This is a genomic window from Streptomyces adelaidensis (assembly GCF_016598475.1).
In the GTDB taxonomy this organism is placed as follows: Bacteria; Actinomycetota; Actinomycetes; order Streptomycetales; family Streptomycetaceae; genus Streptomyces; species Streptomyces adelaidensis.
Map to the genome: position 1 here is coordinate 1 of NZ_JAEMUX010000100.1, position 15,167 is coordinate 15,167.

General features: G+C 69.7%; 11 protein-coding genes and 1 pseudogene. 8 read left to right on the forward strand and 4 right to left on the reverse strand.

Going from position 1 to position 15,167, the window contains the following annotated elements:
* From I8N67_RS35635 to I8N67_RS35645, 3 genes and pseudogenes are all read left to right on the forward strand, one after another.
* The coding region (locus I8N67_RS35635; RefSeq protein WP_234046816.1) for a DUF5753 domain-containing protein at nucleotides 1-543 on the forward strand (543 nt) is incomplete at its 5' end.
* Between the two features lie 14 nt (nucleotides 544-557).
* Complete coding sequence (locus I8N67_RS35640; protein ID WP_372443878.1) at nucleotides 558-743, forward strand: DUF397 domain-containing protein; 186 nt, start codon at nucleotides 558-560, stop codon at nucleotides 741-743.
* A gap of 293 nt (nucleotides 744-1,036) precedes the next feature.
* Nucleotides 1,037-1,913, forward strand: a pseudogene (locus tag I8N67_RS35645) (hypothetical protein).
* 55 nt (nucleotides 1,914-1,968) lie between these two features.
* On the opposite strand, the gene I8N67_RS35650 reads toward I8N67_RS35645, so the two are convergent.
* Both I8N67_RS35650 and I8N67_RS35655 read right to left on the reverse strand, forming a co-directional pair.
* Complete coding sequence (locus I8N67_RS35650) at nucleotides 1,969-2,607, reverse strand: DUF6879 family protein (protein ID WP_200308432.1); 639 nt, start codon at nucleotides 2,605-2,607, stop codon at nucleotides 1,969-1,971.
* Nucleotides 2,600-2,869: a hypothetical protein gene (locus tag I8N67_RS35655; protein WP_200308433.1), complete on the reverse strand. Its 270-nt coding sequence runs from the start codon at nucleotides 2,867-2,869 to the stop codon at nucleotides 2,600-2,602. The genes I8N67_RS35650 and I8N67_RS35655 overlap by 8 nt, the downstream gene beginning before the upstream one ends.
* A gap of 229 nt (nucleotides 2,870-3,098) precedes the next feature.
* On the opposite strand from I8N67_RS35655, the gene I8N67_RS35660 reads away from it, so the two are divergent.
* Together I8N67_RS35660 and I8N67_RS35665 are read left to right on the forward strand one after the other, a co-directional pair.
* Nucleotides 3,099-3,509, forward strand: a complete 411-nt coding sequence (locus tag I8N67_RS35660) for a hypothetical protein (RefSeq protein ID WP_200308434.1) — start codon at nucleotides 3,099-3,101, stop codon at nucleotides 3,507-3,509.
* Nucleotides 3,506-5,659: a tetratricopeptide repeat protein gene (locus tag I8N67_RS35665; RefSeq protein WP_200308435.1), complete on the forward strand. Its 2,154-nt coding sequence runs from the start codon at nucleotides 3,506-3,508 to the stop codon at nucleotides 5,657-5,659. The genes I8N67_RS35660 and I8N67_RS35665 overlap by 4 nt, the downstream gene beginning before the upstream one ends.
* Before the next feature lie 265 nt (nucleotides 5,660-5,924).
* On the opposite strand, the gene I8N67_RS35670 is transcribed toward I8N67_RS35665, so the two are convergent.
* Together I8N67_RS35670 and I8N67_RS35675 are read right to left on the reverse strand one after the other, a co-directional pair.
* Nucleotides 5,925-6,323, reverse strand: coding sequence for a hypothetical protein (locus I8N67_RS35670; RefSeq protein ID WP_200308436.1), 399 nt, complete (start codon nucleotides 6,321-6,323; stop codon nucleotides 5,925-5,927).
* Nucleotides 6,320-6,619, reverse strand: a complete 300-nt coding sequence (locus I8N67_RS35675; RefSeq protein ID WP_200308437.1) for a hypothetical protein — start codon at nucleotides 6,617-6,619, stop codon at nucleotides 6,320-6,322. The genes I8N67_RS35670 and I8N67_RS35675 overlap by 4 nt, the downstream gene beginning before the upstream one ends.
* A 109-nt stretch (nucleotides 6,620-6,728) precedes the next feature.
* Here I8N67_RS35675 and pglY point away from each other — a divergent pair, with 109 nt between their 5' ends.
* From pglY to I8N67_RS35690, 3 genes are all read left to right on the forward strand, one after another.
* On the forward strand, nucleotides 6,729-10,622 hold the full coding sequence (gene pglY / locus I8N67_RS35680; RefSeq protein ID WP_200308438.1) for a BREX-2 system ATPase PglY: 3,894 nt from the start codon (nucleotides 6,729-6,731) through the stop codon (nucleotides 10,620-10,622).
* Entirely contained in the window at nucleotides 10,619-13,525 is a 2,907-nt protein-coding gene (gene pglZ / locus I8N67_RS35685; protein ID WP_200308439.1) for a BREX-2 system phosphatase PglZ, read from the forward strand. Before pglY ends, pglZ begins: the two co-directional genes overlap by 4 nt.
* A 316-nt stretch (nucleotides 13,526-13,841) precedes the next feature.
* Entirely contained in the window at nucleotides 13,842-15,152 is a 1,311-nt protein-coding gene (locus I8N67_RS35690) for a hypothetical protein (RefSeq protein WP_200308440.1), read from the forward strand.
* The last annotated feature ends 15 nt before the right edge of the window (nucleotides 15,153-15,167 follow it).

Below are 15,167 nucleotides of genomic sequence, written 5' to 3' on the forward strand. Positions count from 1 at the left end.
ACTAAGTTGGAGGCCAAGGCTGCAGCCCTGCACCTGTACGCGACGAAGGCAGTACCAGGGCTGCTGCAGACGGAGGAGTACGCGCGAGCGGTGTTCTCCATGTGGCGGCCGCTACTGGACGAGGAGACCATCAACCATCGGGTCGCCGCTCGCCTGGCGCGCCAGGAGATCTTCTCTCGGACCCCGATGCCCACCATCAGCTTTGTCATTGAGGAGTTCGTTCTACGGCGACCGCTTGGCGGACGGGGCGTGATGCAGGGCCAGTTGGAGCAGATTCTGCTGCATGGGCACCGGCGTAACGTGGAAATCCAGGTGATGCCGATCGAGCGCGATGAGCATGCTGGGTTGGACGGTCCCTTCACCTTGATCGAGACGCACGAAGGGCAGAGGATCGCCTACGTGGAGGCGTACAAGGACAGCCGTCTCTACACGGAGCGGAGGCAGGTACGGGAGATGGAAGAGCAGTACGGCATCCTTCGGGCCCAGGCGCTCACTCCGCGCGAGTCACTGGCCCTCATCGAGAAGTTGCTTGGAGAGAGATGAACGCCCAACAGCTTATGAAGCCGGTACCTGAGTCGGCCTGGTACAAGAGCAGTTACAGCACGGGCTCGGGCGGCGAATGCGTTGAGGTCGCCGCCCGCCCCGCCAGGGTCCACGTCCGCGACTCAAAGGACACAACCCGCGCCGCCCTGGCCGTAGACCCCACGGCGTGGACCGCGTTCGTCGAGTTCGCGGCACTCTGACAGGGCAGGGCCCTCGGCGGGCGAATCCTTGCCGAGGGCCCTGCGCATGTCCGCCTCCGCAGCACCTTCAGCAGCCCCGGTGCCTTGCTCACCGGGCGCCGCACCGGCGTTGGCTAGCACGACGATCAACTTCCGCACAGAGGCGGCCGGTTCGCGACGGCGGTCCCTTTCCCAGGCGACGATCGACATCGTGACGGACCCAGCCCGCACGCCACCGTCACTCACACAATGAGGCCCCAACGGGTCCGACACAGTACGGCTCTTGGAGTGTGGAATTACTGTAGGTTCCTGCTATGAAACAGGGCAAAGGCGTCGAGAACCCCGAGTCGCGCTTCTCCACGGTGCTGCTGGCGGCAGCAAAGCTTCCGGGTGTGCGCATCAACAGGGAGGCGTACCTCCGAAGTGCGCTGGCTCGCCACTGCTCCGAGGACGACATCCGAAGAGCGGTAGAAGAGTCCCCCGCTGCGGCCGGTATCAGTGTCGAGGTTCTCGACAAAGTGGCCAACGACTCCATCCGCTACGAAACCGCCAAGGTCAGCGCTCTCTCCGCGGCTGCCGGGATACCCGGCATCCTCGCCCTTCCCGTCACTGTTCCCGCCGACGTGGCCCAGTACTTCGGCCACATGGTGCGTATCGCGCAGAAACTCGCGTACCTCTACAGCTGGCCCGATCTGTTCTCCGACGACGGCGACGATGTCGACGACGCGACCATGGGGGTGCTCACGCTGTTCTTCGGCGTGAATGTTCGGCACCCAGTCGGCGAACGCCGCTGTGGGGAAGGTCGCCGGGATGATGGCGGAGCAGGTCGCCAAGAAGCTGCCCCAGAAGGCACTCACCCAAGGTGTCATCTACCCGATAGTGAAAAAGGTCGCGGCATACCTCGGCGTCCAGATGACGAAGCAGTCCTTCGCGAAGAGCGTCTCGAAGGCCATCCCTCTCATCGGGGCCGTTGTCTCCGGCGGGCTCACTCTTGCGACCTTCCTTCCGATGGCTCGCAGGCTCAGGAGTCACCTCTCGAGCCTGCCACTGGCGGAACCGTCACACCGAGTGGCGGATGAGGGCGTCGTGGACGGCGAAGTCGTGGAAGACGACGGGCCTTTCACCACAGCACACGCTGAGCAGCACAGCGCGGACCCCACCACCATCAAGCTGGAGGAGCCCCAGCCCTGACACCGCAAGCGCGTCTCCTGAGGTTGAGCGCTCGCTCGTCATCCCACCCCGCTGATCATCGCGAACCGCGAGAACCCGTCGTAGCACCGGACATCTGCGGCGGGGGCAGGGTGACGATCTCCCGGTCGAAGAAATCGTGGAATTCCTCACCCCGCTCATAAAGCGCATCGAATCCGACGTTCGTTTCCCGGATCAGTGAGCGGTCGGTGTAACGGTTGGCTCCGGCCGCATTCCCGTCCTCGTCGTAAACGACCTCATACATGGCCGCATCGCCAAGAATCACCACTTCTGGAACCGGACGACTCCGCTCGATGTTCGAAATATCGTGCGCGTCGAGAATCCTGATGTCGTCGCCCAGGTCCACGCGTACCCGCAGGACGAACAACTCCCATTGCACATACGGCGTGATCGGGAATTCCACGACCCGAAGGCGACGGTGTGTGACGCCTGACCGCGATGCCTGGCCGAGTTCCTGGGCGTAGTCCTCGCGCCTCTCGTCGGCCAGGGACAGGGCCCTCTCCCAGTCGCCGTCGGCAAACGCCTCCCAGCTCGGGAAGCCGCGTTCCTTGAAGTGCTGGCCGCGCTCGAGCTTGTTGAGGAAGCCGACCCCGCCGGCGTAGACCCGGCTCAAGTCCGCGTGGTACGTGGGGCGGTCCAGGCGTTCGGAGGTGCTGCGGGGGAAGGAGTCAAACACTGGGGATGTCCGGTTTCGCTGCGATGAGCATGTTCCTGGGGATGACCACGAGGCGTTCGTCCGACCCGATCGAGACCCCGTCGGGCAGGTTCCCGCCGAGTGACTGGGTGAGGTCCCGGCCGATGACGGCGATGTCGCCGTTCGTGAGTTCCCAGATGTCCGGGCAGTCAGGAGTTCCGGTTGTGTTTCCGAGCTCCTGGGGTGTTTTTCCCAGGCGCTGTTTGAAACCTGTGTCCGGATCTGCTTCCCATGGCCTGGCCATTTCCGTCGCCTCCTCGATCGATCGGGACGTCTCACTGTAGCGTGAAACTTACCCGTCCGACCCTGTGTTAGAACCAGGCCCGCAGGGGTAATGGCGAGGATTGATTCCTCCTTGTCTCATGTCGCTCAGGGCTGGAATGATATTGATCGGAAAGAAAATCAGGCCAATGCCCGTCAGGTGACACTTCCCATCTGTGTCGTCGGATAATCGGGTGAACGGAGGGGCGGCTGTGGACCCAGAAGTGACCTTGCTGGCACAGAGCGCGGGGACGACCTTGATCGCGTTGATGGCGACCGATGCCTGGTACCACGCGCGTGACGGGGTCACGCGGCTCTGGCGCCGGACGCAACCCGAACGCGCCGAGACCGTCGCCGCCGAGCTGGAGGCCAGTCGTGAGGACGGGCTGGCTGCCGTGGCGGCGGGTGACGAGGAGACCCTGGAGGAACTACGCCTTCAGTGGCAGGGGTTGGTGCGGAGGTTGCTCGTAGCCGAGCCCGCCGCCGTCGAGGAACTGCGCGCACTGCTGGACCAACTCGATCCCGGTGGCTCGGCTACCCGGCAGATCACCCAGCACGCCACCGCGTCCGGTGAGGCCCGGGTCTTCCAAGCGGGACGTGACCAGCACATCGCAGAGCGATGACGGGCGGGACGGACGGCCACGCCGAGGACCAGGGACGTGTCTACCAGTCGCGGGGTGACCAGCACATCAGCGAACACCACCACTACGGCGGTGACGGGCCGGAGCACGGCGGACCGGACTCGGTGCGACACCCGGCGGTCGGCAGGCCTCCCGTCGCGCTCCGCGACCGCAGTGAGGTGATGGAACGCCTGCGGGCGAGTGTCGAGGCGGAGCGCGGCGGCCAGGTCTACGTGCTGTACGGCATGGGCGGCTCGGGCAAGACGGCGGTCGCCTGCGCCCTCTTCCAGGAGGCCGCCGTGGAACAGGGCCGGGTGGGCCTGTGGGTCAACGCCTCCGACCGTGCGAGCCTGCGCGCCGGAATGCTCGCCGTCGCCGCCGACCGAGGGGCGGGCGACGGTGAACTGCTCGCCGCACGCAACGGGCTCAGGCCTGCCGCCGATCTCGTCTGGACGTATCTCGACCGTTCCGCCGAACCCTGGTTACTGGTCCTGGACAACACCGACGAGCCGGAGATCCTGCGTGACGGCAACTGGTTGCGCACCAGCCCGCGCGGCACCGTTCTGGTGACCACACGGCGAGCGGCGGCCCGGTGGTGGCCGGGCGCCGAGCTGCAGTACATCGGCGTACTGCCCCGTGAGGACGCCGCGCTCGTGCTGCGTGATCTCGCCCCGCACAGCGGTACGACGGCGCAGGCAGCGCGCGTCGCGGACCGGCTCGGGCGGCTGCCCCTGGCCCTCACCCTGGCGGGCGGCTTCCTCTCCCACCAGGTCATCGACCCCTGGACGATGGACGCCTACGGGGATCAGCTCGACGGAGACGAACGGGTCCAGCTGATCGACCGGGGAGCCGACGCGCTGTCCGAAGCGGACCCCCGGCATCTGGTCGGTCTGACCTGGCAGCTGACCCTCGACGCGTTCGAAGCACGCGGCTTGCCCGAAGCGGCGGCTCTGCTCAGGCTGCTGGCCCGGTTCGCCGCCGAACCGCTGCCGCTGACCCTGCTCAACCACGCGGACATCGGCGCCGTACTGCCTCGTGCCCGCACCGAGACAGCTCTCAGAGCTCTTCTCGACCAGTCGCTGTCCGAACTGGTCGACGCCGCCGGCACACGCTGCGTACAGAGTCACGGCATCCTCCTCGACAGCGTCTCGGCGGCGACGCCCACAGACTTGGTGCCAGCCCTCGACGCGACAGCCGTCCGGCTGCTCGACGCGGCCGTGCCCGGCGTACCCGACGCAGGCCCGCACAATCCGCGACTGCGCCTGCTGGTACCTCACGCGCTGGCCCTGCTGAGTCACATCGGCGGGCCGTCCGCCGCCGACGCCCTGGCCGTCGCGACGCGCTTGTCGGTCGCCCTGCACCGGACCGGTGACTACCTCTCCGCCTGGGAGACCGCCCGAAGCGCGGCGGACCTCGCACAGCGACTCCTCGGCGCGGACCACCGTACGGTCCTCGCCGCCCGCTCCAGGGCGGGGCGGGCACTGTTCCGGCTGGGCAGGTACGCCGAAGCCGAAGCGGCGCTCCGCGCCGTCCGGGACGCACAGGAGCGCCTGTTCGGCTCCGACGACCCCGACACCATGGACAGCGGCTACGGCCTCCAGCTCGTGCTGGCGAACCTCGGCCGACGCGAGGAATCCGTCGCGCTGCTCCGCGACACCGTCGCCGGGCGGCGCTCGGCGCTGGGCCCCACGCATCCGCTGACCCTGCGGGCCCGCGCCAGCCTGCTGGAGATGCTGCCCGCTGCCGAAGTGGTCACAGAGGAAGGCGGCACACTGCTCACGCTGCCGTCGGAATGCGATCGGTCCCTCGGCCCCGACCACACCGTGACACTCGGCGCCGGACACAACCACGCCTGGGCGCTGTACCTCCTGGGCCGCTTCGACGAGGCCGACCGTGAGATGCAGCGGGTCGCCCAGACGTATGTGCGGCGCTTCGGGCCCGAGTACCCGATCGTGCTCGCCGCCCGGCAACTCCTCTCCCGCACCCGGGCCGCGCTCGGACATGTGGAGGAGGGGATCGCGCTGATGACCGACGTCGTCGAGCGGCGGGAACGCGGCCTGGGCCCCGAGCATCCCTTCACGGTCGCGAGCCGTCGGTTGCTGGACGAGTACCGATCGGGTCGATGGCGCCCACCGCAACCGCATGGCGGATGACAGCGGGATGCGGCGACGGCGCGTTCCGGATCTCGCGGTCTCTCCCCGCGCGATGCTCACTGTGCGGACGTCCGTAGGATTGGCACGTCGCGGGTATCGCCGCCTACCCGTGTTTCCGGATTCTCCCCTACGCTCTGGAGTGGTGGCCGGCCTCGGGCCAGGGCCGTAGACCGCACCACGTACGTCTGGTCGGTGTGCTCCGGCCGGGCGTAAGAGGACTGCGGGCGCGCCGAGGAACGCGAAGGGGGACGGGGCCGTGCTCGGCTCAGAGCTTCACGACGACCACGCGGTCGGCGCACAGCTTGCGCATGTCGTCCTCGTCGGACGTGAACACGGTGACCGGGCCGGGCTGCCGCAGTGCGACGGCGGCGAGGGCCGCGTCGATGGCGTATTTGTGGCCGTGCAGGCCCGTCTCCTTGAGGAGGCGGATCGCCTCGCCGGCGACCTCCTCGGTCACCGCTTGGACGTGAATCTGGGAGAGCGCCCACTGCCAGGACGGGAGATAGCGCGTCGGGTCGTAAGCCTCGATCAAGGTCATCGATGTGGTCATGACGCGGATGCCGGCCTTGAGGGCGTCCTTGATGCGCATGCCCATTCGGCGCTCCCCTCGGACCCACTGGGACAGACCCTCGCTGTCGAGCAGGTAGACCACCTCGCTCGTCACGCGGCGTTCCGAGACCGCTCAGGTGCCTTCTCGGCTGCGGCACGCTCGGCGCGGGCGAGTTCCGCATGCCTGCGCTCGATCTCCCGGCGCTCGGCCTCCGCCTCGGCCATCTCGGCCTCGGTGACCTCGCCGTACTCCTTCTCCCACCAGTCGACCGCCTCGCTGAGGCGCTCCCGCTCCCGCTGGCGCTCTATGGCGTGCGTGACATAGCGGCTGAAGCCGCCGGGGCCGACCTCGGCCCGGATGGCCTCGGCAAGCTCCTCGGGGAGAGTCACCGTGTATTTCTTGGTTGCCATACCATCGACCATACCGAGGGGTGGGTCGGGTAACCAGCTGACAGCAGGCATGTCACATGATCGAGTACAAACGGCGGGAGAGCCCGCCAGATGGAGAGCGTGACCGGTAATGGCCCAGCAGCCGCCCCTCCTCCGCGATGTCATCGACATCAAGGAGAACATCTCCACCTCGGACTTCGTGCTGTCCCTTGCCGAGGCGACGACACCCGAGGGCGCCCAGAAGGCGCTCAAGGACTACGTCGTCACCGAGCGGCTGCTGGAGAACTTCGACGAGGCGCTGGCGCTCATCAAGTCCTCGCTCGACGGGCACCGCTCCAAGGCGGCCTATCTGCACGGCTCGTTCGGTTCCGGTAAGTCGCACTTCATGGCCGTGCTGTACGCGCTGCTCAGCGGGGACCCGGCCGCCCGTGCCCGTACCGAGTTCGACCCGGTGCTGACCAAGCAGGAGTGGCTGACCACGGACGGCAAGAGGTTCCTGCTCGTGCCGTACCACATGCTCGGCGCGAAGGCCCTCGAACAGCGGGTGCTCGGCGGGTACGTCACGCACGTCAAGAAACTGCACCCGGACGCTCCGACCCCGCAGGTGTACCGGACCGACTCCCTCTTTGCCGACATCCGGGCCAACCGTGCCACCTATGGTGACGAGGCGGTCATCCGTGGCCTGGGAGGTGGCGGCGACGCGGGCGACGGCGAGACCGACGAGTGGGGTGAGGGCTTCGGCTGGACCGCGCAGCTCCTCGACACCGCCCTCGCCGCCGAGGAGAACCATGAGGGGGGCACCCCGCTCAACCTCCGTAATCCCTCAACCCCGGCCGAGCTGCGCGCGAAGCTGGTCAACGACGCAGGCACCAACCTCTTCCCCGGCTTCGCCAGGAACGCCGCAGAGAACGAGCACGGCTTCATCTCCCTCGACGCCGGCCTGTCCGTCATCGCCGAACACGCCAAGTCGCTCGGCTACGACGGCCTGATCCTGTTCCTGGACGAACTGATCCTCTGGCTCGCGACCCTCATCCACGAGCAGAAGTTCGTGGCCCGCGAGGCCAGCAAGATCACGAACTTCGTGGAGGGCGGCGACGCCCGACGCGCCATCCCCGTCGTGTCGTTCATCGCCCGCCAGCGCGACCTGCGTGAACTCGTCGGCGAAGAGGTGTCCGGCGCGGCGGAAGCCTCCATCCAGGACACCCTGAACCTGGCCTCCGGCCGGTTCGACAAGATCACCCTGGAGGACCGCAACCTCCCGCAGATCGCCCACGCGCGCATCCTCAAGCCGAAGGACGCCGAGGCGGAACGGCTCGTCGACGCCGCCTTCGAGCAGACCAAACGGGTCGGCACCCAGGTCTGGGACACCCTCCTCGGCTCGGAGAAGGGCACCACCGGTGCGGACGCGGAGTCGTTCCGGCTGACGTATCCGTTCTCGCCGGCGTTCATGGACACACTTGTCCACATCTCCTCCGCCCTGCAGCGCTCCCGTACCGGTCTGAAGCTGATGGGCGAACTCCTCGCCGACCACCGGGGCGAGATCCGCCTCGGGCAGCTCATCCCCGTCGGCGACCTCTACCCGGTGATCGCGAAGGGCGGCGACAAGCCGTTCACCGACAGCCTGAAGGTCGTCTTCGAGGCCGCCGACAAGCTCTACAAGACCAAGCTGCGGCCCTATCTCCTCAGCTCGTACGACATCACCGAGGACGACGTCGAGCAGTACGTCAACCGGCCCGAGTCCATCACCGACCCGCAGCGCGCCAACCGCTGCCGCTTGTTCGTCGGCGACAACCGCCTCGTGTGCACCCTGCTGCTGTCCGCGCTCGCGCCCAGCGTGCCCTCCCTGGCGGAGCTGACCATCCGGCGGCTCGGCGCGCTCAACCACGGGTCGGTGCTCGCGCCCATCCCGGGCGCCGAGGTCGGCATCATCAAGAACAAGGTGGCCGAGTGGGCGGCCCGGTTCCCCGAGATCAAGGAGACCGGCACCGACGCCAACCCCGGCGTACGGCTGGAGCTGTCCGGCGTCGACGTGGACTCCGTCATCGCCAACGCCCAGGTCAACGACAACCCCGGCAACCGGGTCGCCCTCGCCCGGCGTTTGCTTTCCGAGGAACTGGGCGTCGAGCACGGGCAGTTGAGCGACCAGCTCGGCTTCGTGTGGCGCGGGACCTCCCGCACCGCCGAGATCGTGTTCGGCAACCTCGCCGACGAGGACGAGCTGCCCGACCACGACCTGATGCCCCAGGAGGACGGCCGCTGGCGTATCGCCATAGACCTCCCCTTCGACGAGGGCGAGTACGGACCCCGCGAGGACGCCATCCGGATGCAGCGGCTGCGTGAGCGGCAGCAGGGTGAGCGGTCCCGCACAGTCGCCTGGCTGCCCGCCCACCTGTCCGCGCAGCGCTTCGCCGACTTCCGGCGTCTCGTCGTCATCGACAAGGCACTCGCCGACGAGCACCGCTTCGACACCCAGTACGCCGGCCACCTCAACGCCGACAACCGCAGCCGCGCCAAGGGCCTCCTCGAAACCCAGCGCGAGGCTCTGCTCAGGCAGGTCAAGGGCGCTTTCAAGCAGGCGTACGGGCTTGCCCACAAGCAGGCCGCCGATGTCGTGCCCGACTTCGACGACCACCTCGTCCCGCTGCCCGACGTGGACGGCCTCACCCTGTCCTTCGGACAGAGCCTGCACGACGGCATCCGGCATGTCGCGGGCAAGTTGCTCGTCCACCAGTACCCGGCCCACCCCGACCTCGACGCCGACGGCACCGGCATCGCCGTCAAATCCGCCGACACCCGCAAGGTGTTCACCCATGTGCGGGCCGCCGCCGAGGCGCGTGACGGGCGGGTGGAGGTCCCGGCCGTCGACCGCAGGCTCATGCAGCGGATCGCGGGGCCGCTGCGCCTCGGGCAGCAGAAGGAGGCGTACTTCGAGCTGTCCCGCTACTGGGCCGACCACTTCCGGCAGCTCGCCAGCGCCCAGGGCGCCACCGGGGACCTGTCCCTGATCACCCTGACCGACTGGACGGACAAACCCGACCCGCGCGGCCTGCCCGACTTCCTCGCCCGGCTCGTCGTCGCCGCCTTCGCCGAGATGGACGACCGGGTGTGGGTGCGCGGCGGCACCGTACTCGACCCCGCGCCCGAACTGTCCGCGATCAAGGACCATGACGCGCTGCGCAGCCAGCCGCGGCCCGCCGAAGCCGACTGGGACACAGCGCGGCAGCGCTTCGAGACGATCTTCGGCGCCAAGCCGCCGGCGCTGTGGCGCGGGCGCATGATCAACCAGTTCGCCCGCCAGATCATCGAGGCCGCCCGCACCCACCGCGACCACGCGGCGGACCTGGTGCACCAGTTGGGGGCCCACGCCACCTTCCTCGGCCTCGACCAGACCGCCGACACCGGACGGCTCGCCCTCGCCCGCCGCTCCCTGCAACTGCTGGACACGCTGACGGCGGAGGCCGGCAAGGGTGCGGCCGGGGCGAAGAAGACCGTGGAGGCCCTAGCCTCCTTCGACCTGGGCGAGACCAGCGCCGACCGGTACGGGACCTCCATCAAGCAGGCCCGCAGCGTCGCCGAGGCCATCGCCTCCGCGCCCTGGAGCACCCTCGAACTCGCCGCCGGACTCGGCCCCGAAGGCGCGGCGCTGCTCGACTCGCTGCGCAACGTGGCCCGTGACGACCAGCGCACCGCCGACCTGCGCGACGCGCTCGCCCGCACTCAGCGCGAGGTCGTGGCCCTGCTGAAGCGCAGCCAGGCCGCCGCCACCCCGCCGCCCCCTCCCGTCGCGCCGCAGCCCACGGCCGACGACATGGACCTGGGCAGGCCGACGAGCGATCCGCGGATCCCCTTCACCCCGCCGGAGACACCCACACCGGCCTCTTCCGGCAGCGGCTCCGCGCGAACGGCCGGTGGCCGCCGTACGACCGTGGCACGCGCCGCCGCCGACCTCCAGGCGGAACTGTCCGAACTGGCCGCCCGCCACCCCGACGCGACGATCGAGATCACCTGGAAGGTCGTCGAATGACGGAGACCGTCGCCGCCGCCCCGGGCGCCGTCCGGCTGAACACCGCGACCGTCACCCAGTACCTGTCCTCGCAGTCGTCGCTCGCCGCCTCCCTGACCGGAGACGGCGGGGGCAGGCGCCGGGTCGTGCTGCTGCGGGCCGCGCTCCAGTGGGACGGGCCCGCCGAACCCGCCTGGGGCGAGGGCCGGACGGCCGGCGTCGCGTCGGCTCCCTCACCGCTCGCCGTCCACGAACTCGTCCTCGACCACCTGACGGGCCGGCGCCCCGGCCCCGCCGTCCTGGTCGTCCTCACCGACCGCGAGCAGAACGAACTCGACCCCGCGATCACCGCCCGCGTCCACAAGCAGCGCATCGACATGGTCGACAGCTGGGACGTCGTGCGGGAGGCGTTCGGCGCCCGGCAGATCGACCCGCGACTGAAGGACGTCAACTGGGCCGCCGAAGCCCTGCTCGACGCCACCCCGCCCGGCGGTTGGCAGCCGGTGCCCGGCGGCTGGCTGTCCCGGCAGTACGCCCTCACCGCGCTCGCCCAGCGCCGCCTGCGCCTCGGCCGCTACGACACCGAGGGCACCGCGCGACGCCCCGGCGAAGACCGGCTCGACGCGCAGACCCTGCTGCACTGGTCGACCCGGCCAGGCGCCCCGGAGCGGCTGCTGGGCCTGCGGGGGCCCGAGCGCGCCGGACTGACCGCCTTCCTCGGCGAGGAGGACCAGGCCGGTCTCGCCGGACGCGCTCTGCTCGCTCTCGTCGAGGCTGAGCGCGGCTCGGACGCCGCAGCCTTCGGCCTCGTGTGCGCGGCCCTGTGGCAGCACGCCGAACCAGCCCCGGAGACGTATCAGTCCCGGGGCCGTGCCGAACGCTACCTCGGCGACCAGCCCCCGGCTCTCGGGGAACAACTCGACGCCCTGGTGGGCGTCTTCGGCCGGTCCGCCGAGGAATACGTGAGCACGCTGCTGACGGCCGGACACAGGGGCGGCGGCATCGACGCCGACCAGGCCCGCGAGGCGCGCCGCACCAGCGGCATCGTGCTCGACCGGGCCGCCGTGCTCGCCCGCCAGTTCGGCGCGGAGGCGGCCGTCGCGTCGAGCCCCGTCCTGCGCGGCGGACTGGAAGCCCGGTTCACCGCCATCGGCCAGGCGCTCGCGGCGGGCGACACGGCCGCGGTCGCGGAGGCCGTCGGACGGCTCGCGGACCACAGACTCGCCACCGACCCGGAGGAGTCCGCCCGCATCGAACGCGCCCGCATGGGGCAGCGCCTCGCCCGCTGGCTGGCCACCGACCCGTCCGCCGACGCACCCAGCGTCGGCGACGCCATAAAGCGTCACATCAGCGAGACCGGCTGGGCAGACCTCGCCCTGGAGCACATCGAGGCCGGCGGCGACCCGGACTCCGTTCTCAAGGCCGCATACGACACGCTGGGTACGCGCGTCAGAGACCGGCGGCGGCAGATCGACGCGTCTTTCGCGCGCTCGCTGGCCGGCTGGACGCAGGACGGCAGCCGGCCCGGCGGCATGCTCACCGTCGAGACCTTCCTGGACCGGGTCGTCGGGCCCGTCGTCCGGCGCGAGGAGGAGCGGCGGGCTCTGTTGCTCGTGCTCGACGGCATGAGCGCGGCCATAGCGAACGAACTCGGCGAGGAACTGCGCCGCTCCTGGGCGGAGTTCGACCCGCTGACCGAGGACACTCCGCGTCGGCGGGCGATGGCCGCCGCCCTCCCCACCGTGACGGCCGTGTCCCGCACGTCGCTCTTCGCCGGCACCCTGATGAAGGGCACCCAGGCCGACGAGAAGAGAATCTTCCCCGCGCTGAAGCTGTGGGGCGGGGCACCCGCCGCCGTCTTCCACAAGGACGACCTGCGCACCGAGACCGCGGGCGACGCCTTCGGCCCGGCCCTCACCGGAGCGCTCACCGACGGCAGGACCCATGTCGCCGTCGTCCTCAACGCCATCGACGACCGCCTCGCCAAGGAACAGAAACTCGGCGACGGGACCTGGCGGGTCGACGACGTCCCCGGCCTGCGTGACCTGCTCCGGGTGGCGGCGGCGCAGGGCATGGCGGTCATCATCACCAGCGACCACGGCCATGTCGTCGACCGGCACGGCACGAAGGTCGACGCGGCCACCGAACCCGCGTCCGCGCGCCACCGCCTGCCCGGCGGCGGCCCGCTCGGCGAACGGGAGATCGCCCTCTCCGGGCCGCGCGTGGTCTGGCCCGAGCCCGGCGCGTCCATCGTCGCGCTCTGGGACGCGGACTCCCGCTACACCGCTCTCAAAGCCGGATACCACGGCGGCGCGTCCCTCGCGGAGTTCACCATCCCGGTGCTGGCCTTCCTGCCGTTCGGGGCGGAACCGCCCAAGGGATGGCGGGAGTTGGGGGACCAGCGGCCACCCTGGTGGGCTCCGGAGGAGGCGGGGAGATCCGCATCGGACGAGCGTTCGGCTCAGCCGGCCGGCGTGGCTCCGAAGAAGGCGACGGCGAAGCCCCGCAAGAAGCAGCCCGCACCGCAGTCGCTGCCCGACGCGCTGTTCGACGTGGCGCTGACCGCCGGGGGAGACGACGCCTTGCTCACCCCGACCGTCGTCTCCCGGACAGAGGTGCTCGTGACGGCGCTGCTCGGCTCGGAGACGTATCAGGGTCAACTCGACGGTCTGGCGCGCAAGCCGCAGCAGGAGCAGATCCACAAGGCCCTCGCCGCCCTGCTCGACGCGGGCGGCACCCTGCCCGTGACCGCGCTCGCCCAGCGCGCGGGCTTGCCCACCACCCGGGGCGACGGCTTCGCCGCGGTCCTGCGGCAGCTCCTCAACTACGACGGCGTACAGGTGCTGGAGACCCTGCCGGACGGGCGCACCCTACGGCTCCACGATGCGCTGCTGCGCGAGCAGTTCGCCCTCGGGGCGAACTGACAGCGGTCGGGGTGCCTCTGGCGTTCGCCTGAAGGCATCCCGAGCTGTGTGTTCGCTGCTCGCGGTTCGCTGTTCCCAGGCAGAGGTCTCACTCGTGCTTCTTCGAGCCCGGGCATGAACGGTGCCGGGTGCGACGACGAACTCGACGCAGTCAGCGCCACTCGTACCGCTGTAGCTGCTGGGCTGCAGCAAGTCCGTGGCCTGCCGTGCGCTCCGCACGCGATCTTCCTGCGGGCCCAATGTCAGTGCGGATCAATACAGTTGTTCCGTCGGCCCGCGCTGTGCGGCCGGATCCGTTCTCCAAGGAGTTCCCAAGATGCCTTTACGAAGACGTGCGGCGGGTGTCGCGCTGGTCTTAGCGGCCGCGTCGTTCAATCTGCTCGGTGCCCCCGGCACGGCAGCGGCACAACCCCAGGGCAGCATCGTCCTGCCCCTGCGGTCGCACTGGCAGACCCTCGCCGACAGCCGCCATGTGTATGTCAGCTCGCCCGGCGACGACGCGGTGCTGGCCACCGACCACGACGGGCAGGTCGTGAAGAAGGTGGAGGGCCTCGACGGGGCGCGGGGCATGGCCGAGTCGGCCGACGAGTCCACCCTGTACGTGGCGCTCCCGGACGCTGACGCGATCTCCGTCATCGACACCGCGACCTTGACCGAGACGCGGCGCATCTCCACCGGGACCGACACCGAACCGGAGAGCGTAGCCCTCGCCGGCGACCGGCTGTTCTTCGGCTACCAGGCCACCGTCTTCGACGCCGGCATCGGGTCGGTCGCCATCGCCGAGGCGAGCCCGACCGTCCGCCTGGACGACAACCCCGTCTGGTACGGCAAGCCGCGGCTCGCCTCGTCGCCGGGCGCGCCCGACCGGCTCGTCGCCGCGGAGAGCCAGGGCGCGGCGGGCATGCGTGTGTACGACGTGGGCTCCGGCACGCTTCAGGAGACCGCCTACAGCGACGCCGTCGGAGATGTCGAGGACATGGCGGTGACGCCGGACGGCAGCAGTGTGATCACCGCGAACGGCTCCAACTACTACCACCAGCGGTGGCGCCTGTCGGACCTGACGGAGGAGGCCCAGTACGACACGGGCCCCTACCCCAACTCCGTCGCTGTCGACTCCCACGGCACGGTCGCCGCGGGGATCGTGGCGGGAGGGGACTGGGACATCTACCTCTACCGACAGGGAGAGACCACCGCATACCGCACGGTCGCCTTGTCGTGGCCGTACATGGATCTGCTTCAACGGGGCGTGGCCTGGGCGCCCGACGGCAACCGGCTGTTCGCCACCCGCTTCCCCTACTCGGGCGAGGTCATCCTCGACATCGTCACCGACGTCGCCAAGGCATCCAGCACGATCACTCTGTCCGCCCCACCGACGAACCCCGTCGGCACGCCGGTCACCGTGACGGGGAAACTGACCTCCCTGATCCACTTCCCCAAGCACAGAACGGTCACCGTGACGCGCAGCGGCGTGGAGCTGCCGGACGTGAAGGTCGCACGGGACGGCACCTTCCACTTCAGTGACACCCCGCCCGACTGGAACACGTATCCCCAGTACACGGTCACCTACGCGGGCGACGCCACGCATGTGCCCGGCACGGCGACCGTCATGGTCGAGTTCGTCGGCTGACCTGACCGGGCAGTT

Bases quoted from the DNA above. Each gene is read 5' to 3' on its own strand.
- I8N67_RS35640 (WP_372443878.1), top strand. From the start codon at position 558: ATGAAGCCGGTACCTGAGTCGGCCTGGTACAAGAGCAGTTACAGCACG.
- I8N67_RS35655 (WP_200308433.1), bottom strand. From the start codon at position 2,869: ATGGCCAGGCCATGGGAAGCAGATCCGGACACAGGTTTCAAACAGCGC.
- I8N67_RS35665 (WP_200308435.1), top strand. From the start codon at position 3,506: ATGACGGGCGGGACGGACGGCCACGCCGAGGACCAGGGACGTGTCTAC.
- I8N67_RS35675 (WP_200308437.1), bottom strand. From the start codon at position 6,619: ATGGCAACCAAGAAATACACGGTGACTCTCCCCGAGGAGCTTGCCGAG.
- pglY (WP_200308438.1), top strand. From the start codon at position 6,729: ATGGCCCAGCAGCCGCCCCTCCTCCGCGATGTCATCGACATCAAGGAG.
- pglZ (WP_200308439.1), top strand. From the start codon at position 10,619: ATGACGGAGACCGTCGCCGCCGCCCCGGGCGCCGTCCGGCTGAACACC.
- I8N67_RS35690 (WP_200308440.1), top strand. From the start codon at position 13,842: ATGCCTTTACGAAGACGTGCGGCGGGTGTCGCGCTGGTCTTAGCGGCC.